Origin of the sequence: Paenibacillus wuxiensis (assembly GCF_040195695.1) — a bacterium.
GTDB lineage: Bacteria > Bacillota > Bacilli > Paenibacillales > Paenibacillaceae > Paenibacillus_B > Paenibacillus_B suaedae.
In genome coordinates this window covers 1-18,618 of record NZ_JBEFZI010000005.1, presented here as the reverse complement: position 1 = coordinate 18,618, position 18,618 = coordinate 1, and the positions used below count along the sequence as shown (strand labels likewise).

General features: G+C 47.2%; 16 protein-coding genes, 8 tRNA genes and 1 rRNA gene. 1 reads left to right on the top strand and 24 read right to left on the bottom strand.

All coding sequences use genetic code 11. From position 1 onward, the window contains the following. Positions 1 to 14 precede the first annotated feature (14 nt). The 12 genes from hisH to hprK form a co-directional block, all read right to left on the bottom strand. Positions 15 to 659 carry an imidazole glycerol phosphate synthase subunit HisH gene (hisH, locus tag ABN764_RS11795; RefSeq protein WP_446671992.1) on the bottom strand — a complete coding sequence of 215 codons (645 nt, stop codon included), beginning with the start codon at positions 657 to 659 and terminating at the stop codon, positions 15 to 17. A gap of 3 nt (positions 660 to 662) precedes the next feature. Further along, on the bottom strand, positions 663 to 1,271 hold the full coding sequence (hisB, locus tag ABN764_RS11790) for an imidazoleglycerol-phosphate dehydratase HisB (protein ID WP_326848359.1): 609 nt from the start codon (positions 1,269 to 1,271) through the stop codon (positions 663 to 665). 432 nt (positions 1,272 to 1,703) lie between these two features. Beyond that, positions 1,704 to 3,032: a histidinol dehydrogenase gene (hisD, locus tag ABN764_RS11785; RefSeq protein ID WP_446671991.1), complete on the bottom strand. Its 1,329-nt coding sequence runs from the start codon at positions 3,030 to 3,032 to the stop codon at positions 1,704 to 1,706. A gap of 72 nt (positions 3,033 to 3,104) precedes the next feature. Continuing rightward, positions 3,105 to 3,758, bottom strand: a complete 654-nt coding sequence (gene hisG, locus ABN764_RS11780) for an ATP phosphoribosyltransferase (RefSeq protein WP_065292222.1) — start codon at positions 3,756 to 3,758, stop codon at positions 3,105 to 3,107. Between the two features lie 20 nt (positions 3,759 to 3,778). After that, entirely contained in the window at positions 3,779 to 4,996 is a 1,218-nt protein-coding gene (locus ABN764_RS11775; protein WP_446671990.1) for an ATP phosphoribosyltransferase regulatory subunit, read from the bottom strand. A gap of 273 nt (positions 4,997 to 5,269) precedes the next feature. Then, a complete protein-coding gene (locus ABN764_RS11770; protein WP_446671989.1) occupies positions 5,270 to 6,451 on the bottom strand; it encodes an acyltransferase in 1,182 nt (393 codons plus the stop codon). Between the two features lie 89 nt (positions 6,452 to 6,540). Beyond that, positions 6,541 to 7,719 carry an acyltransferase gene (locus tag ABN764_RS11765; protein ID WP_268626256.1) on the bottom strand — a complete coding sequence of 393 codons (1,179 nt, stop codon included), beginning with the start codon at positions 7,717 to 7,719 and terminating at the stop codon, positions 6,541 to 6,543. 97 nt (positions 7,720 to 7,816) lie between these two features. Continuing rightward, complete coding sequence (locus ABN764_RS11760) at positions 7,817 to 9,046, bottom strand: polysaccharide deacetylase family protein (protein WP_446671988.1); 1,230 nt, start codon at positions 9,044 to 9,046, stop codon at positions 7,817 to 7,819. Positions 9,047 to 9,203: 157 nt separating this feature from the next. After that, complete coding sequence (locus ABN764_RS11755) at positions 9,204 to 9,713, bottom strand: acyltransferase (RefSeq protein WP_446671987.1); 510 nt, start codon at positions 9,711 to 9,713, stop codon at positions 9,204 to 9,206. A gap of 2 nt (positions 9,714 to 9,715) precedes the next feature. After that, a complete protein-coding gene (ppaX, locus tag ABN764_RS11750) occupies positions 9,716 to 10,363 on the bottom strand; it encodes a pyrophosphatase PpaX (protein ID WP_268626266.1) in 648 nt (215 codons plus the stop codon). A 9-nt stretch (positions 10,364 to 10,372) separates the two neighbouring features. Beyond that, on the bottom strand, positions 10,373 to 11,521 hold the full coding sequence (gene lgt / locus ABN764_RS11745; protein WP_268626259.1) for a prolipoprotein diacylglyceryl transferase: 1,149 nt from the start codon (positions 11,519 to 11,521) through the stop codon (positions 10,373 to 10,375). Positions 11,522 to 11,559: 38 nt separating this feature from the next. Next, a complete protein-coding gene (hprK, locus tag ABN764_RS11740) occupies positions 11,560 to 12,498 on the bottom strand; it encodes an HPr(Ser) kinase/phosphatase (protein ID WP_021252860.1) in 939 nt (312 codons plus the stop codon). A 377-nt stretch (positions 12,499 to 12,875) separates the two neighbouring features. Between hprK and ABN764_RS11735 the strand changes: the two genes are divergently transcribed. Continuing rightward, entirely contained in the window at positions 12,876 to 14,696 is a 1,821-nt protein-coding gene (locus ABN764_RS11735) for a fibronectin type III domain-containing protein (RefSeq protein ID WP_446671986.1), read from the top strand. A gap of 177 nt (positions 14,697 to 14,873) precedes the next feature. Here the strand turns inward: ABN764_RS11735 and ABN764_RS11730 are convergent, their stop codons facing one another. The 12 genes from ABN764_RS11730 to ABN764_RS11675 all read right to left on the bottom strand — a co-directional run. Continuing rightward, on the bottom strand, positions 14,874 to 15,995 hold the full coding sequence (locus ABN764_RS11730; protein ID WP_021252862.1) for an ABC transporter ATP-binding protein: 1,122 nt from the start codon (positions 15,993 to 15,995) through the stop codon (positions 14,874 to 14,876). A 112-nt stretch (positions 15,996 to 16,107) separates the two neighbouring features. Beyond that, positions 16,108 to 17,226, bottom strand: coding sequence for a PucR family transcriptional regulator (locus ABN764_RS11725; RefSeq protein WP_446672244.1), 1,119 nt, complete (start codon positions 17,224 to 17,226; stop codon positions 16,108 to 16,110). A 107-nt stretch (positions 17,227 to 17,333) separates the two neighbouring features. Further along, positions 17,334 to 17,531 (bottom strand): hypothetical protein, encoded by a 198-nt coding sequence (locus tag ABN764_RS11720; protein ID WP_174808538.1) that lies wholly within the window; start codon positions 17,529 to 17,531, stop codon positions 17,334 to 17,336. Positions 17,532 to 17,608: 77 nt separating this feature from the next. Continuing rightward, positions 17,609 to 17,684 (bottom strand) — tRNA-Lys (locus ABN764_RS11715). Positions 17,685 to 17,689: 5 nt separating this feature from the next. After that, positions 17,690 to 17,774, bottom strand: a tRNA-Tyr gene (locus ABN764_RS11710). Positions 17,775 to 17,783: 9 nt separating this feature from the next. After that, positions 17,784 to 17,859: transfer RNA gene (locus tag ABN764_RS11705), tRNA-Phe, on the bottom strand. A gap of 53 nt (positions 17,860 to 17,912) precedes the next feature. Beyond that, positions 17,913 to 17,989 (bottom strand) — tRNA-Asp (locus ABN764_RS11700). A 13-nt stretch (positions 17,990 to 18,002) separates the two neighbouring features. After that, positions 18,003 to 18,078, bottom strand: a tRNA-Thr gene (locus ABN764_RS11695). Between the two features lie 6 nt (positions 18,079 to 18,084). Then, a tRNA-Val gene (locus tag ABN764_RS11690) sits at positions 18,085 to 18,160 on the bottom strand. 23 nt (positions 18,161 to 18,183) lie between these two features. Further along, positions 18,184 to 18,260: transfer RNA gene (locus tag ABN764_RS11685), tRNA-Met, on the bottom strand. A gap of 33 nt (positions 18,261 to 18,293) precedes the next feature. Then, positions 18,294 to 18,382 (bottom strand) — tRNA-Ser (locus tag ABN764_RS11680). Positions 18,383 to 18,495: 113 nt separating this feature from the next. Next, a 23S ribosomal RNA gene (locus ABN764_RS11675) occupies positions 18,496 to 18,618 on the bottom strand; the annotation flags it as partial.

Below are 18,618 nucleotides of genomic sequence, written 5' to 3'. Positions count from 1 at the left end.
CATCATTCTCCTGTCTATGATCTGGCCAGTTGTATGGATTGCCTGCCCGAGCCAGTCAGCGCCAAAAATCTCCCTAACAGGCGCAGTCCCAATGCTCCGCTCTTCTCCGGATGAAACTGCATTCCATATACAGAGGCGCGCCCTACTATTGCCGCGACTTCAACGCCTCCATAGCTGCACGTCGCAAGTACATCTGATTGCTCTTCCGCAACTACTCGGTAGGAATGTACGAAATACACATAACCATTCTCCGCCTCTCCCACCAATGGATGTGCTGCTTGCTGCCACATCAGCTCATTCCAGCCCATATGCGGCACCTTATAAGATCCACCCTCGAAACGCACCGCACGCCCTGGCAGCATGCCTAATCCCTCATGGTAGCCATGTTCATCGCTTCCCTCGAACAACAGCTGCATGCCTAGGCAGATGCCGAGCATTGGCTTGCCTCCTTCAACTACCTTCTGCAGAGTGGGAATGAGCCCGCTTCCCCGAAGCGCCTGCATGGCATCCCCGTATGCCCCAACCCCTGGAAGAATGATGCCGTCAGCAGTCAGCAATTCCTCACGGGAACTGGTCAGGACGACCTCATATCCTAATCGCTCCACTGCCTTGCTAACACTGTGAAGGTTCCCCATCCCATAATCGACCACGGCGATCATGAGCTACAGCACTCCCTTCGTAGAAGGAACACCTTGTACCCGCGGATCAACCGATGTCGCTTCATCAAGCGCCCGCCCTAACGCCTTGAATACCGCTTCAATCATATGGTGCGTATTCTGACCGTAATGAACGATGACATGAAGTGTAATTCTCGCCTCCAGCGCTAATTTCCACAGAAACTCATGCACAAGCTCCGTGGTGAACGTGCCCACTTGGGCGGATGGATAGGAAGCTCTGTATTCGAAATGAGGTCGGTTGCTTACATCGATAACCACTTGAGCCAATGCTTCATCCATCGGAACAAACACAGACGCATACCTCTTGATCCCCGACTTGTCGCCCAAAGCCTCTCTTAATGCAAGCCCGAGACAAATGCCGATATCCTCAACTGTATGGTGATCATCGATGTCGATATCACCGGTTGCATCAACCTTCAGATCAAAGTGACCGTGCTTCGTAAATAAATCCAGCATATGCGTAAGGAACGGCACGCCAGTATCCAACTCACTTTTTCCCGTCCCATCAATCGAGAATGACAACTGAATATTCGTCTCATTCGTCTTGCGGGCAATATCTGCTTGCCGTATATGGCTAATTGCTTCCTGTACCATTAAGAGTTCCGCCCTTCTGTTGAAGATTGCAGTTTTTATTCTTACTTTCTATGATCTAAGAATCCACTATTCCGATATAAGCTTCGCAGCTCGTTGACTGCACCTAGCTTCTCACGGTTCCCTCTCCACTGTTCCCTGTCTTTCACTGTCTCTCTTTACTTTCCGTGCCGCTCCGCCAGGTTTCTATTTATGTTCTCCACTCTATCTCTATGATTTCTAATATCTCTATAAATTTTTATCCCCACTATGTCTGCTAAATCAGGTATGTCTGTCAAATCGGGTATGTCCGCCAAATCAGACATTTGTTACTATTTCTACTATCGCTGCTATCTCTTTTTATTGCCACTATCCTTACTATCGTTATTGATATAGTACTGCTGTAACTCCTGAGATTTCTGTTGCTAGCTGTTTCTCTTAATCCTTCTCTTACTGCTATCGCAACTGTTCTATGACGCTATGTGCAGCTTCAAACCCCACGCTTGACTGCTCTTGCAGACGAACCTCAATTGCCCTGGCATGTCCCTCTAGCCCTTCATGGCGAGCCAGTTCGATAATGGCCGCCCCATTCGTCAGCAATGCTTCCTTGCTGTAACGAATTAAGCTCGACTTTTTCATAAACATATCTACATCGACGGGGGAAGAGAAGCGCGCGGTTCCATTCGTCGGAATAATATGGTTCGGTCCCGCGAAGTAATCTCCAACCGGCTCAGAGCTGTAAGCACCAAGGAAGATTGCCCCGGCATTCTCTATAAGCCCGAGCCACTCCATAGGCTCTTCTGTCATAATTTCCAAATGTTCAGGAGCCAATCGATTCACGACTTTGACACCCTCGCGCAGATCCTCAACCACGATAATTGCACCATATTGTTCTATAGAAGCAGAGGCAATGTGACGGCGAGGCAGTTCCTTCAATTGACGTTCAACCTCGATTGACACAGCTTGAGCCAGATCCATGGAGTCTGTCACCAGGACAGCCGATGCCATCTCGTCATGCTCAGCTTGGGACAATAAATCAGCTGCCACAAATACAGGATTAGCCTGCTTATCCGCTAACACGACAATCTCTGAGGGCCCTGCCATACTATCGATATCAACGACCCCATACACTTCACGCTTCGCTAGTGCTACGAAGATGTTCCCCGGGCCGCATATTTTATCTACTGGGGCAATTGTATCCGTTCCATAAGCTAATGCAGCAATCGCCTGTGCACCGCCAACCCGATACATTTCCTTTACACCCGCTTCGGCAGCCGCTACGAGTATGTATGGATTGATTCCTTCCCTCCCACCAGTAGCTGGAGGAGTGACCATTACGATCTCCGTTACTCCTGCTACTTGAGCAGGAATCACGTTCATGAGAACAGATGACGGGTATGCAGCTTTGCCGCCTGGCACATATACACCTACGCGCTTCAGTGGACGCATAATCTGTCCAAGCAGAGTCCCATCTGGTTCGAACTCCATCCATGATGTCCGCTTTTGTCGCTCATGGAACCGTCTGATGTTGCTTGCAGCTTGACGAATGGCCACTAAGAACGCTTGATCAACCTGCTCGTAAGCCAGCGCAATATCCGACTCTTCTACACGAAGCTGCCCTTGGGTAAGGGCGACCTTATCGAACTCACTTGTATATTTGATAAGTCCAGCATCTCCCTCATGCCGCACATCGCTAACAATCCGCTTTACGCAGCTCAATTGCTCGGGGGTACCGTAATCAATTTTCCGATCCAGGCTCCAATCCGCTGCTTGTATGATCCGCATCTCACTCTCTCCCTCCTAATCCCCTGCTGCAGTAGACTTCGTTGCTCATCTAGACTGATGACTAAGAACATCCTAACGAATGGCCGCTGACTTCTCCAATGTCTGGGGCACAATCCGTTGAAGCCGTTCGCACAAGCTCTGAATGGCCTCGCTCTTCATGCGATAACTTACCTGATTGGCGATCAGTCGGCTTGTAATGCCGAACATCTCCTCTAGCTCTACCAAGCCATTCTCTTTCAGTGTCTTGCCTGTCTCCACCATATCCACAATTCGATCAGCCAGACCAATCAAGGGAGCCAACTCGATGGAACCATTGAGCTTAATCACCTCTACTTGCTGACCTTGCTCACGAAAATATTGAGAGGCTACATTCGGATACTTCGTTGCGACCCGCAAGTGGCTGACCGGCTTCCATGATGGCAATCCGATGACCGACATCCGGCAGCGTGCAATCCCTAGATCCAGCAGCTCGTATACGTCCTTGTCTTCCTCCATTAATACATCTTTGCCAACGATGCCGATATCAGCCGCTCCATACTCCACATAAGTCGGGACATCAACAGGCTTCGCCATAATGAACTGCATGCTCGCTTCCGGCACATCTATAATCAACTTGCGCGACTCATCCTCATCCTCTGGAACATAGAGTCCAGCTTGACGGAACAAGGCAGATGCCTGCTTGTAAATGCGGCCCTTAGGCATTGCAACCTTAAGCCAATCTTGCATAAGTCGTTCCTCCTTCGTCGTCAAGCACGGTTCGTGAAAGCAAGCACCTTGCTTCCTCGATCACCACATGTATCGGGCTGCACCCCCGCCTCAACACTTCCGTCCAATCGTTTCTCACCTACCGAATCGATATATTGCGTCACCACTTTCTTACCTTCCTTCCGCAGGCGTGCCGCTTCCCGGAATGCCTCCTGACGGTGAAGCTCATCATATTGAATAGTGAGTATCGCTATATCTTCATCTGCTGCATCTCTATTAATGGACAAGGCATCTACAATACGGGTCGTCTGAAGAGCAAATCCAGTTGCGGGCGCCGAGCGACCGAACTGCTGCAGCAAATTATCATATCGTCCTCCGTTTAAGACAGGGAATCCAGTATCCGCCGCATAACCTTCGAATATGGTACCTGTATAGTAGGAAAAGTCACCTAGCATCGTTAAATCCAATAAAATATGCTCTTCCACCCCATAGGCTTCCAGCACATCCCACACTTTCTCTAAATGATGGATGGATTCCATCATCGCTGGCACATCAGCTATACCGCGAGCTGACTTCAGTACATCTCGGCCTCCCCGCAAGTGCAGCACTTGCTCCAGGCAGCTTCGATGCTCTTGATCTATAGGCAAGTTATGAATGAGCTCTCGATAACCAACTACATCCCGTTGTACTAGGCGCAGCTTCAATTGTGTCTGTACCTCGTCCTGCTGGGGAAGTGCATATTCGAGCAGCCCTTCCAAAAAGCCATGATGTCCCAGTGCGACCTTAAACCGTTCAATCCCCGTTGCTTCTAAGCAAGCAATCGACAGTGCTATTACCTCAGCATCGGCGTCAGGAGACCCATCCCCAATCATCTCTGCTCCTGTCTGGTAGAATTCAGCTTCACGTCCCGCCTCCTCCTCCATTGAGCGGAACACATTCGCATGGTAAGACAATCGAATAGGGTACGGCTCCTTGCCGAGCAAGGATGCCACAACTCGCGCTATTGGTGCAGTCATATCAGAACGAAGCACCATTGTTGTGCCGCGTTGATTTAACAACTTGAATAGCTTGTGATCAGAGGTAGAGCTCGCCGTACCTACCGTCTCGTAATATTCCATTGTCGGTGTAATAATTTGCGCGTAGCCCCAGCTATCCATCGTGCAAAGTGCTTTCCTTTCTACTGCACGCAACCGGCGCACAGCTTCTGGCAAATAATCACGAACACCCGAAGGCTTCTCGAACATTCTCGGCTTTGTCATTGCGTCACCTCGGAATTAGTTGCTTTAGTGAGTTAATATATTAACATGTTACCTTATTAGCAAACCAAAGAAATTTTACTGGTAATATTATCACGTAACATTCTCATCGTCAATCCATTTTCAACGCAATTCCCTTTATTTCTCTCCTCCCCCACAATCCCCATCCGAGCTTCCTCCATAAAAGAAAAGGAACACCCTGTATTCTTGCAAGCTGCAAGATAACAGGGTGTTCCTTGAGTGTAGATGTATTCATTTTCTACTCTTCCAGTGACTTTAAGAAGCATTCGTACTCCTAATCATTTCAAATGCAGCGGCTGGATTCTTCCGATTCTGCATCCAATCGCGCGGCGGGGCTCCTAATCCAAATGAAGCGCCCGGTATAAATCGAAGTGCACCATACACGATGATCCATGACATCCCGAGAGCGAACACATAACCAATAAAGATGAATATTGGATATAACGATGCGCTCCCATTATGCCACGGAAACTGTCGATACAGGGCAAGGAACGCGGGATGAATGAGGTAAATGCCGAAGGATAGATCGCCAAGCTGAGACAGTAGTCTTCTTCCGAGCTCTGGTAGACGACGTTCCAGATAGAAGGCAAGTTGGATGAGTACAATTGCAGATAACAACGTATGTCCGTTCCAGAGCAGTTCATAAATAAGTGAGTTCATCTCTTTGCCCGTGGAGCGTGTCCAATACCATATCTGCACATGCAGCAGCGCAAATCCAAGCCATAACAACCAGATTGAACCTGTTATCAGCTTATAGCGTACCGAGCAGACTCGCCCCAAAGAATTAAGCCAAGGACGTACTTTATGAAAGTTAATCCCCAAGTAAGCACCTGCGAAATAAAAGCTTATGTATGACAGCGAAATACTCCCTTTTGCCGGAATTTGCACGCCATATTTGTTCCATAATACATACCCCCATTGCAAGGCCAGGCCGAGTGGGATGGCCCAAGTGACAACTCGCCGGGAGCGAAATAGCAATAGTAGCAACGGGAACAATAAGTAGAACTGTATACTAATAAATACAAAATACAAGTGCGTATAAGCAGTTCCTGTTAATAGCTTCGTAACGAACATAGGCACTGCTTCACTCCACGAACGATCTGGATACCAAGTTACCTGCACAAGCATAAAATAGAAGACAGAGCAGATTAGATAAGGGATGAATATATAGCGAAATCGATTCTTATAGAACTTCCCCAGCACCTGAGGCTGCAGCTTATTTCCACCACCATAGTTATAGAAGAGCACCAAGCTGCTAAGTAAAATAAATGTTGGTGTACCGTACTTGAAAAAGATGTTGAAAAAGGTATACCCGTAAAATAAACTTGATGTCCTCATCATCGCTGCGGTTTCCGAAGTTGCATGAACACTGATAACACCAAGCATGGCAAGTGCGCGCACGATAGAAAGAGTCGAAATCCGTTCTTTCCGTGCCACTATTGCATCCCTCCATTCACTTTGTGGGGTTCGTTATACGATCCAACTTCATGAGGATAGACCTTTGCCTTTGTATGTATTGTGATAACCTAATTGGGAGGCTGCACTGTCGTCTGTGTTGGTTGGTTCTGCCTCTGTACATTCCCGCTTCTTTTTTTCGGTACCGCCCCAAAGAACATCCAACTGAACGGAATATAGCGATGACATAATTCTACAATAGCCCAAGACAGAAGGAACGCACACAGGAACCCTCCCCCGATATACAGCGCATAACTAATCGAGTCTCCCCCTCCTAGCGGAATCTTGCGATAGAGATATAAGATCACGGGATGAATCAGATAAATGCCGAATGAGACATCTCCGAATCTAGTAATTAGCTTCACAAATCTCTCAGGGAATTTGCGTTCAATGTATTGAGATAATTGAATGAGTACGACGCACGACAGCAAAGCGTGGGCATTCCAAGCTGCCTCATACCATAACGTATTGAAGCGCATACCATATTTATAAGTTGCATACCATAGCTGAACATGGCCGAGTGAAGCTGCAATCCACACGAGCCACACCAGCGCTGTAATCCAGCGATCACGTCTGATGCCTTCAGGGGTTAGTGCATTGAACCAACCTTGTATGCGGTTCCAATACACACCGATGAACGCCCCTACCATGATATAGATCGAGTAGGACACAAGCAGGCTCCCCTTGTATACAATATGCAGGTCTAGCTTGTTCCAAATGACAAAGCCCCAATGTAGGGCTATTCCAATAGGAATGGCCCATATCGCTGATTTTACGGAGCGAAAGAAGTACAATATGACCGGAAATATCAAATAAAATTGAATTAGAATAATGACATAGTATAGGTGTGTGTATGCTGTTCCTTTAATTAAGCTGACAACATAGGCCTGTAAGGTATCTCCCAGACCACGACTGCGATAGGCTAGCCAATGATTCAACAAAAAATAGCAAGTAGAACAGATTACATAAGGGAGAAGAATTAGTTTTAATCGCTTGGTGTAGAATTCCTTTAAGGAGCTCCATGAGGTTAATCCTTTGTCGCAATAATTATAAAACATGACGAAGCTTGTCAGCAGCAAAAAAGCAGGAACAGCAAATTTGCTGAACACATTTAAAAAATTATAGACAACAAATGAATCGGTTGTCTGTGTCGCCTTAATCGTCTGCGATGTAGCATGGATGCACAGAACTGCCATCATCGCGATAGCTCTATATATCGATAAAGATGAAATGCTCGACTTATTGCTCATGTCATCTATTCTCCCCATACCGAGGAATCAAGGGTGTCGAATCTAAGAGGTAACTCGGCAAATAATAAGTAAGTTTATCGTATGACAACGTTCGAGGTTATTTCCCGGGAAACAACCTCACAATTTGTTGAACGTCGTCAATTTCGTATTTTATACCGAATAGTTGATGAAGCTGGTGCAGTGACAGATACCAAATGTCCTTTTTTTTAACCGGCGTAAGCTCGGAATATATGGGTGCTTGATCCCAACTTACTGTATAGGAAGTCTTTGCACGCCCAAGCTGCACATTTTTCCCCTTGTTCCCCATGCGTTCTAATAATTCTGATGTTCGAATTTTCTGATTGCCTGCATTTATACGGAATCCATTTGTTGTCGTCCGTTGATTGATACCTGGCTTTACCGTGAAGGTAACATGAATACCTAGCTGCTTGCACACTTCCAATACATCCTTGTTATACGCCCCGTACGGGAAAGCAACCACACTATACGTATTGCCAAGCATCTGCTTTAAGCGATCTTCAGCTCGCTTAAGATCCTTTTTAACCTTCGCTGTAAATTCCGTGCGTGTCTCCTTGCGATGCAGCTTCTTCAAATATTCTGGCTTGGACAACATCGGTCTCAAGGAACCCTGCTCATTAACCACCGTATATACATGCGAATTGTATGTATGGCTGAAGAAGCTCATTCCATTTCGCTTCATCTCACGCATCTGTTCCCATGTCAGCTTCGGTCGTCCGGCACTCTTGCGGTTGTCAATCGTAGAGACAATGACAAAGTTCGTCGCAGGTATATGGTACTTCTGCATGATCGGGTACACTTCTGTATAGAAAGATTCGTACCCATCGTCGAAGGTCATCAAGACCGCATTCGGTGGAACCGACCCTCCATGAAGCATAAAGTTCATATACTGATCCATGGAAATGAAATGATAGTTATTATGGAGTAAAGCCTGAATCTGCTCTTCCAACTGATTCGGTGAAATAAATGTGACGTTATCTGGATTCTTCTGAACATTGTGGTACATCAGTGTCACTACTTCATCACGATAATGGACTGGTGTATACACCCATTGTGAGTCCAGATTATCCGTTGGTGCCATGTCTAATTGCTTGTCTGTCGTACGCACTTGAATGCCGAAGGCATTCTTCAGGGCGTCGGCTGGGACATACCATTCATTCCCCATTAACAATGCCTGCTCTTCCGAACCGTTGTACCCGTCCCATACAATACGATGTGATAGCGCCTGTACCCCATCCGTATTCAAGAACAACGTGCTGCTTAGAAGAGCTATGAGCAATATGACACCTACAGTGCGTTTCTTTCGCATGTCGAACTTCCCTCTTCTTCCAGTAACATTACATTTATTTTAATCTAACATACTTCGCAAGTGTTGTCATTTTTGTTTCCATATTCAAATTGTTTGTAAATATCAAAAAAAGTGGCAGGTGGGGAGCCCCTTTCCTACCACTTCTCAGCTTATCCTTCTATTGTGAGGATGCTTCTATCATGAGAGCTGCATCACGAATAACCCGCATGGGATTGCCGCCAACCATTTGACCAGGCAATACGTCTTTGTGCACGACCGTTCCCGCCGCGACAACAGCGTGATCCCCAATCGTGACACCCGGCAAGATCGTACTATTGGCTCCAATCATCACATGACTGCCAATCCGAACCGTTCCAAGCCGATATTCGTGTATCAAATACTCATGTGCCAAGATCGTGGAATTATAGCCGATTATCGTATTATCCCCAATCTCGATTCGTTCAGGGAAAAAGACATCCACCATCGCCATTAGACCAAAGGCTGTGCATTCACCTACCTTCATGCGCAGCAGCTTGCGATATATCCACAACTTCAAACGCAAGGAGGGGCTGTATCGTGCAAGCTGAATGCAAATGAAATTCCACATTCCCTTCCAAGGACTGACGGTTCGGTAGATTTGCCATAGACTGTTCGGCCCTTCGACAGGATGCCGCTCCACATCTCTCACTTCTATTTCCGCTCCAATCCGACCAATGCGTACAGATCCCGCATGTCATGAATAATATGGCGTGGCTCGTATTGGCGAAGGACAGTTTCTCCCTTCAGCGACCAAGCTACACCGCATGATATTACGCCGGCAGCGTTCGCAGATAGAATATCAGCCGGACTATCACCAACCATAATCGTCTGTGCTGGATTTGCCTGCAGTGCTTCAACGGCTCGCAGCACCGGTTCAGGATGCGGCTTCGGATGATTGACATCTTGTACAGTAACAATCGTGCTTAAGTAATCAATGAGTCCGAACATACGCAGCGCCCGCTCTGTTGTCGCCCTCATTTTTGTCGTCACGACACCAAGCTGAATGCCTGATGCATGCAAATCCGCCATCACTTTCTTCACATAAGGAAACTCACGAACAAGCTCATCATGGCGTGCTAAATTGTATTTACGATACGCTGCTACCAGTTCGTCCACCTGATCCTGCCCTGTAAAAATTCGAAGCTGCTCTTCAAGCGTTAATCCCATACTCGGGATAATATGTTCACGAGTGAACGGTGACGGCGTCTTGTCCCGCAGAACGTGGAGAAATGTCTCGATAATCAGCTCGTTCGTGTCGATAATCGTGCCGTCTAAGTCAAACAGTACCGTTCGTATCATTTTCATTAATTACTCCTTCTTGCTCTCGTTATGATCTTTTTGTTGATTATCTTTCGCTTCATTCCCATCATCAATGTCTGATGATTCCTGCACAGCTTCGGTGTGTGCAGTTTCGGTTTTGACAGTTTCAGTTTGTGCATTGTCTGAATGCTCTTCCGCAGATGCTCCTGCCTCATGTACATTCTCTTCGGCCTTATCCACCTGTGTAGTTACTTCTTTTTCCATGCTACCAGCAGCCTCCGTACGAAGGGTAGACACAATCGGCGCATGATAAGGAACTCGCGCGGCACCAGTCATCCGACGAATGATAATCGTAATTACACCGGCCACAATCAAGAAGATCGCGAGTAGCTGCGAGATACGTACATTTCCATACGCAGGATCAAGGAAGCCTGGCTCGAATACAACCGTCATTGGCGACCACAATCCATCAATAAGCGACACTACCCAGTCTGAACCTTGGTAAGCCAAGCTATCCGTGCGAAGGCCTTCGATAAAGAATCGGCCGATGGAATACCAGATGAGGTAGCTGATGAATACTTCACCACTGCGAACACTACGCAGACGTCGCAAGCCGAATAACAGCAACACTCCTATGAAGCTCCACAGAGACTCATACAGAAAGGTAGGGTGATGGAATGTGCCTTGGACGTTCATTTGATTCACAATAAAATCAGGGAGGTGCAAGCTATTGCGCAAAAATGATTCCTCAACCGGCCCTCCATATGCTTCTTGATTCACATAGTTCCCCCACCGTCCAATCGCTTGTCCGATGAGAAGTCCTGGTGCACAAATATCTGCAATCCGCCAAAAAGTATATCCTTTCTTACGGACATAGATGAGCGCGCAGATGACTGCACCTATGAGAGCACCGTAGATGGCAATGCCCCCGTTCCATATTTTAAAGACATCTACCCAATTGTCCTTATATTCATCCCACTTGAACGCGACGTAATACGCGCGTGCCCCGATTAATGCGGAGGGTACACCGAACAATACCAAATCCATAAAGAAATCTTGGGATATGCCAAATCTCTTCCCTTCCCGAATCGCAAGCAGCAGCCCAACCAGTGCAGCGGTACCAAGAATAATCCCGTACCAATGCACTTTCAATGGTCCGAGCTGAATGGCTATCGGGTCTAGCAGCATCGTTGCCATGCTCTACACTCCTTCATTATATTAGGCTACATTGATGATCAATCGAAATCGTCCATATCCTCGGCAATCGTTTCCGTCAGCTTGTTCGTAAACTGCAATGCCGCATTGTAACCCATACGCTTGAGGCGATAGTTCATGGCTGCTACTTCAATAATAACGGCCAAGTTCCGACCTGGGCGAACCGGTACGGTAACAAGAGGGACATCCGTATCAATAATTCTCGTTGTCTCTTCATCAATGCCAAGACGATCATATTGCTTATCTTGCTGCCAATTCTCTAGAGAGATGACCACGCTGATTCGCTTATTGTTCCGAATAGCACCTGCCCCGAACAACGTCATCACGTTGATGATGCCGATACCGCGAATTTCAAGCAGATGGCGGATCAGCTCTGGTGCCGAACCGTGCAATACATTGTCAGAAGTTTGACGGATCTCTACCGCGTCATCCGCTACTAGACGATGTCCGCGTTTAACCAGCTCTAAGGCAGTCTCACTCTTACCAATCCCGCTGCCGCCAGTAATTAGCATACCAACACCGTATACATCGACCAGTACACCATGAATGGTAGCCGTTGGTGCCAGCTTTTTCTCAAGGAAGCTCGTAATTCGGCTCGATAGAATCGTTGTTGCGGTGCGCGAGCGCAGCAGAGGCACTCCCTGCTCCTGACATACGTCGAGAATTTCCTGCGGAACCTCGAGTCCTCTTGTTACGATGATGCAAGGCATCTCTTCCGAGCAGAACAATTGCATACGCTCTCGCTTCGTCTCGGGGGAGAGCATTTCGAAGAAGGCAAGCTCAGTCTTACCAAGAAGCTGTACTCGTTCCTTCGGGTGATATTCGAAATATCCGGCCATCTCGAGGCCTGGGCGATGTAAATCATCAACAGTAATTGTTCGCTTCAAGCCTGTATCGCCAGCCAGCACCTCCAGGTGGAACTGTTCCACCATTTCGGAGACCTTTACCTTTTTGGCCATCGTCGTTCACTCCTTCGTCTCCGGCATTGCTCACAATCGATTACGTCCTGTTATGATGCCAATAATGCCGTATCTCTTTGTATTCATCGTATAGGAAAAACTAGCTTTTTTCAACGTTCCATCTTTCGCAAGCACAACCTTGGCATATTCCACGATTTTTTTCCATATTTGTTGAAGGGATGCAGGAAAATCACCCTATCTCCACGAATATTCCAAACTACCTATCGATAAGGAGGTGTATGATATTTATCCCGATTCCCGTCCTAGCCGACAAATAGGCTGAACGAGCAGGACGATGAATCCAAAATCACCTACGACGACTTCCTTGTCAGGCCCATTCGTCCATAACCTTATATTTGAACGAAGGAGGCAATCATATGAAACGAGGTTCCTTACGTCTGCCAATGAATCCGCTTCCAAAATCATTTCCAGCCCTTGCTCTCGTTTTTATCCTCTTGTTGTCACTCTTCCCTGCCACTGTTTTAGGGGCAGCAGCCCCATGGTCACCGAATACCGCCTACAAAACGGGGGATCTCGTCTCCTACAGCGGCAAGACTTATGCTTGCATTCAGCCGCATACTTCACTTACCGGCTGGGAACCATCGAATGTCCCCGCTTTATGGAAGCTGTCAGCAGATGATCCTGTTGACACGACACCTCCTACAGCCCCAACCAATCTGCGCACATCTTCGATTGGCATTACTGAAGTCGCATTAGCCTGGAACCCAGCTACAGATAATGTGGGTGTCGTATCTTACGAGGTGTATAAGGGCTCGCAACTGGCAGGCACTACGAATACCACATCGTACACCGCCAAAGGGCTTACCCCAGACGCAGCCTACTCATTCAGTGTCAAAGCCCTCGACGCTGCTGGCAACCGTTCAGATGCGAGCAACAGTCTATCCGTCCGTACGAATACGGCCCCTGTGGATACAGAACCCCCAACTGCCCCAACAGGATTACAACTGTTGTCTGCTACACCAACCAGTTTAACCCTCTCGTGGAATGCATCGACCGACAATATTGGCATCGCCGGATATGATGTTCTCCTTAACGGAACCAATGCTGTTTCAACATCCAACACGACCTACACATTGACTGGGCTCACTGCAGCCACCTCTTACACGATTCTCGTTCGTGCCTACGACGCTGCCGGCAATCGTTCTGCGGACAGCAACATTCTTACTGCTGATACCCCTCAAGTTCCGATTGGCAGCGGCTCAAAACAATTAATCGGCTACTGGCATAACTTCGATAATGGTTCGACCAATATCCGCTTAAAGGATATATCTCCGCGCTACGATATCATCCAGGTTGCATTCGCTGAGCCAATCGGCGATCGAGTAACGATGGCCTTCACTCCTTACAACGCAACGAAGGAACAATTCAAGGCTGATATCGCTTTACTTCAATCCCAAGGCAAAAAAGTGCTTATTTCGATTGGTGGGGCAAATGGAACCGTCGAACTCACCTCTACCACAGCTAGAGATAGCTTCGTACGTTCTATGAATGATCTCATTCAAGAATATGGATTCAACGGAATCGACATTGATTTGGAAGGAAGCTCGCTTGCCTTGACTGGTGCCGATACCGACTTTAAAAACCCAACAACACCGAAGATTGTTAATCTCATTAGCGCAATCCGTACGATTCTACAAGGAAAATCCTCAGACTTCATGCTAACTATGGCGCCAGAAACTGCATATGTACAGGGTGGCATGGTTGCATACGGTGGCCCATGGGGAGCTTATCTGCCTGTAATTTATGCGTTTAAAGATCGCTTGAACATCCTTCATGTTCAACATTACAATACAGGCTCCATAACCGCACTGGATGGACGTTCCTATAGCCAGGGCACAGCGGATTTCCAAGTAGCTATGGCTGAAATGCTGTTGCAAGGCTTCCCGGTCAACGGCAACGCATCCAACCGCTTCCCAGCATTGCGCGAAGACCAAATCGCCATCGGCTTGCCAGCTGCTCCAGCTGCAGCAGGCGGCGGTTATACGTCACCTGCAAATATCGATAAGGCATTGCAATATCTCGTCAAGGGAACGGCATACGGAGGGATTTATCAGTTGATCAAACCCTCAGGCTATCGCAACTTCCGTGGGGTCATGACCTGGTCCATCAACTGGGATCAAGCAAGTGGAAACAACTTCTCCCAGCCTGTACGCACCACATTGAATGGGTTGCAGTAATTGGGGGACTATGGATCTAAGAAATTCAAAAAACAGGTCTCGATTTTGAGCAAAAATAAAAGCGGTTCAATCCTCCACGATCCGAACATCCATAATTCACTGAACATACAGATTGCGAAACAAAAACATGCAAAAAAGGCTGGCCCTCAGGGCCAGCCTTCTATTTATTGTATCCAATTAGCTTTCGAACAAGTTCAACTCGGAATCTTTGTCGAAAATATGGATTTTGTTCATGTCGATAGCAAGCTTCACATTTTGGCCTTCTTTCGCGTTAGAACGTCCGTCTACACGAGCGATAACCGTTTCCTTGCCTACACCTGTCAAGTACAAGAACATTTCATGACCCATGTTCTCTGTAACTTCGATAGCTGCAGAGAAGATGCTGCTTGGGGAAGCTTCCAAGAATACTGGCTCTTCATGGATATCTTCGGAACGCACGCCGAGAATAACCTCTTTGCCTACATATCCTTTTTCCTTCAAAATTTGTGCACGGCCTGCAGGAACTGCTACATCCAAGCCAGTCGCCTTGAAGCGGAAGTTGCCGCCTTCTTCAGACAATACACCTGTAATAAAGTTCATTGTAGGGGATCCGATGAATCCTGCAACGAACATGTTAACCGGATGATTGTACAATACGTCCGGGGAAGCTGCTTGTTGAATGATACCGTCTTTCATAACAACGATACGGTCACCCATCGTCATCGCTTCGATTTGGTCATGCGTTACGTAGATAACAGTTGTTTGCAAACGCTTAGCAAGCTTGGAGATTTCCGCGCGCATTTGACCGCGCAATTTTGCATCCAAGTTGGAAAGTGGTTCGTCCATCAAGAATACTTGTGGTTCACGAACGATCGCACGACCCAAGGCAACACGCTGACGCTGACCACCGGACAAAGCCTTAGGCTTGCGATCAAGCAAGTGCTCAATGTCCAAGATGCGAGCTGCTTCACGAACGCGCTTGTCGATATCTTCTTTTTTGAACTTACGCAGTTTCAAACCGAATGCCATGTTCTGATACACGTTCATATGCGGGTACAACGCGTAAGATTGGAATACCATCGCGATATCGCGATCTTTAGGAGCAACGTCATTCACAAGGCGGTCGCCAATGAACAATTTACCTTCAGAGATTTCTTCAAGACCTGCGATCATACGCAGTGTTGTCGACTTACCGCAACCAGATGGGCCTACCAATACGAGGAACTCTTTGTCTTGAATGTCCAGGTTAACATCCTTAACTGTTGGATTATCTGAACCTGAATACTTCTTGTAAATATGTTCTAAACGTACGCCTGCCATGTGCGTTTCCCCCTTATAGTTAGATACAATGTAATCGGTTACTTTCGATACATTTATCTTACCGGAACCCTGTACAAATGACCATACACAAACTGCACAAAAAATGAATGGCCTATTTTGTTACTTTGTACAATAGCAATATCAATTTTACCAACACAGCATCCGTAAATTGACGAACGTCCAACCCGGTCTCATGTTTAATCTTATCTAATCGGTATAATAGCGTATTACGATGGATATAGAGACGCTTGGCTGTCTCGCTTACACTACAGTCATGCTGGAAGAACGTATCCAGCGTAGACAGTGTTTCTACATCATTGAAGCTGTCTGCCTTCGTAACGACACGCTGCAGAAACTGCTTACGAACCGCATCTGGTATACTGTTGACAAGCCGTTCTAGATGCAGCTCCCATGGAAGATGAATATTGTCTGTGACATGAAACGTCCGCCCCAAGTACATCGTTTCTCTCAGCTGGCTAACGACCGACGGCATACCCTTCACCGGTGCAAAAGGATACCCAATGGACAGCTGGCTGTCACCTACCCATTCACTGGCCACCAGCTCATACAGTCCCAGACAAAAAGAAGTAAGTTGCTCTTCCATCGTCTCCTTCGTTTCTACATCCTCATCTGCCTCACTAACTTGAATCAGTTGCTCGGGACATAAGATCAGCCACTCCTTATCCGATAAAGGAAGGAGGATCAATTCTCCGCCAAAATAAGACTTGAGCAGTTTATATAAATGCTTGTACCCTGGCCCATCTCGATGAGCATGTTCCGCAACAAGCAAGAAAGGCACTGTCTGTGTGAACATTTTCGTCTTCCATGAGAAGGAGTCCGGAATTTCCGCGGCCGTATCTCCATCTCGCATGTGCTCGATGATCCATTGACCGATTAGATAGGCCTGCTGCTCATCCGTGACATGAACCGTATCCATCGCCGGTTTCGGCTGATGCTGCATCAACAGCACTAATTCAAGCCATTGCAGCTCTTGTCCCGATAGCGATTTCCCTTGCAGCTTCATGACTTCGGTGGTTGTCTTACCCGGCTTCCATAACAAATACCATTCCTCATCATGCTTCACCATCGTACGAAGAGATGGAGTTCCATCCTTCACTCCCACAGCTGCTGATATCCAATCTTCCCACCGTGCCGTTGATATGTGTTGCGACTCTAAGCGCATACCTGTTAGTCGCTCGATTTGCAGTTGTAATGCTTGCTTATCCATCATCGCTCTCAACCCATTTCATCCAGCATAAATTACTTCCATTGTACCATATCAAGATACAAAAAAACCGGACTGGCTAATCCCAGTCCGGTACTTATGTATGATGAGTGTTATATGCGTTGTTTAGCAGCCTGTTTGTTTTGTTTCATTCTCATCCATTCTTCTGCAGCCAACACGGCCACTATACTGCACGCATAAATAATACCTGCTATCCTTGGCTTCCCGATTGCGTCAAAACATTTTGCAATACCAAAGCCAATAAACGTAGTTGCCATAAACACAATCACTCGTATGATCCACTTGTTCATGCTGTCTTCACCTACATTCGGTATAGTTGTGAACATACAAAAAAACCTCAGCTTCCGCTGAGATTGATTGAATAAACTGGTGAGCCATGAAGGACTCGAACCTTCGACACCCTGATTAAAAGTCAGGTGCTCTACCAACTGAGCTAATGGCTCGCAAATGGTGGAGGCTGATGGATTCGAACCACCGAACTCGTAGAGAGCAGATTTACAGTCTGCCGTGTTTAGCCACTTCACTAAGCCTCCGCATTTACATGGTGGCTTGGGACGGAATCGAACCGCCGACACAAGGATTTTCAGTCCTTTGCTCTACCGACTGAGCTACCAAGCCGTATTCAATTAAAAAAAGTGGGGATTGACCTCCACTTTTACTTGAAATAAAAATGGCGGAGCTGACGGGATTCGAACCCGCGGTCTCCTGCGTGACAGGCAGGCATGTTAGGCCTCTACACCACAGCTCCAGGATGGTTAAAATGGTGCCGGCGAAAGGAGTCGAACCCTCGACCTACTGATTACAAGTCAGCCGCTCTACCAACTGAGCTACACCGGCATATTATGGTGGACGCTGACGGGATCGAACCGCCGACCCTCTGCTTGTAAGGCAGATGCTCTCCCAGCTGAGCTAAGCGTCCATGTTGTTGTAAGAAAGGTAATATGGTAGCGGCGGAGGGAGTCGAACCCACGACCTCACGGGTATGAACCGTACGCTCTAGCCAGCTGAGCTACACCGCCATATTATCATCAATTGTATCACCAGAATATAACTGGCGGAGAGAGAGGGATTCGAACCCTCGCGGCTGTTACACCCTAACGCTTTAGCAAAGCGTCCCCTTCGGCCTCTTGGGTATCTCTCCAATTCGTTAAGGTGCGCAATACGCTTGTCCACCGTATTATACGCGATTCATGATACAATTACAAGGTTTGAACCTTGAAAACTGAATGCGAAAGTGTCGTGCTCTGAATCAAATAGGATAAGCCCTCGACCGATTAGTATTGGTCAGCTCCACACATTACTGTGCTTCCACCTCCAACCTATCTACCTCGTCGTCTTCAAGGGGTCTTACTAATTGGGAAATCTCATCTTGAGGGG

Excerpts from the sequence above, each read along its gene's own strand:
- hisH (WP_446671992.1), bottom strand. The coding sequence starts at position 659 with ATGATCGCCGTGGTCGATTATGGGATGGGGAACCTTCACAGTGTTAGC.
- hisB (WP_326848359.1), bottom strand. The coding sequence starts at position 1,271 with ATGGTACAGGAAGCAATTAGCCATATACGGCAAGCAGATATTGCCCGC.
- hisD (WP_446671991.1), bottom strand. The coding sequence starts at position 3,032 with ATGCGGATCATACAAGCAGCGGATTGGAGCCTGGATCGGAAAATTGAT.
- hisG (WP_065292222.1), bottom strand. The coding sequence starts at position 3,758 with ATGCAAGATTGGCTTAAGGTTGCAATGCCTAAGGGCCGCATTTACAAG.
- ABN764_RS11775 (WP_446671990.1), bottom strand. The coding sequence starts at position 4,996 with ATGACAAAGCCGAGAATGTTCGAGAAGCCTTCGGGTGTTCGTGATTAT.
- ABN764_RS11765 (WP_268626256.1), bottom strand. The coding sequence starts at position 7,719 with ATGAGCAATAAGTCGAGCATTTCATCTTTATCGATATATAGAGCTATC.
- ABN764_RS11760 (WP_446671988.1), bottom strand. The coding sequence starts at position 9,046 with ATGCGAAAGAAACGCACTGTAGGTGTCATATTGCTCATAGCTCTTCTA.
- ppaX (WP_268626266.1), bottom strand. The coding sequence starts at position 10,363 with ATGATACGAACGGTACTGTTTGACTTAGACGGCACGATTATCGACACG.
- lgt (WP_268626259.1), bottom strand. The coding sequence starts at position 11,521 with ATGGCAACGATGCTGCTAGACCCGATAGCCATTCAGCTCGGACCATTG.
- hprK (WP_021252860.1), bottom strand. The coding sequence starts at position 12,498 with ATGGCCAAAAAGGTAAAGGTCTCCGAAATGGTGGAACAGTTCCACCTG.
- ABN764_RS11735 (WP_446671986.1), top strand. The coding sequence starts at position 12,876 with ATGAAACGAGGTTCCTTACGTCTGCCAATGAATCCGCTTCCAAAATCA.
- ABN764_RS11730 (WP_021252862.1), bottom strand. The coding sequence starts at position 15,995 with ATGGCAGGCGTACGTTTAGAACATATTTACAAGAAGTATTCAGGTTCA.
- ABN764_RS11725 (WP_446672244.1), bottom strand. The coding sequence starts at position 17,226 with ATGATGGATAAGCAAGCATTACAACTGCAAATCGAGCGACTAACAGGT.
- ABN764_RS11720 (WP_174808538.1), bottom strand. The coding sequence starts at position 17,531 with ATGAACAAGTGGATCATACGAGTGATTGTGTTTATGGCAACTACGTTT.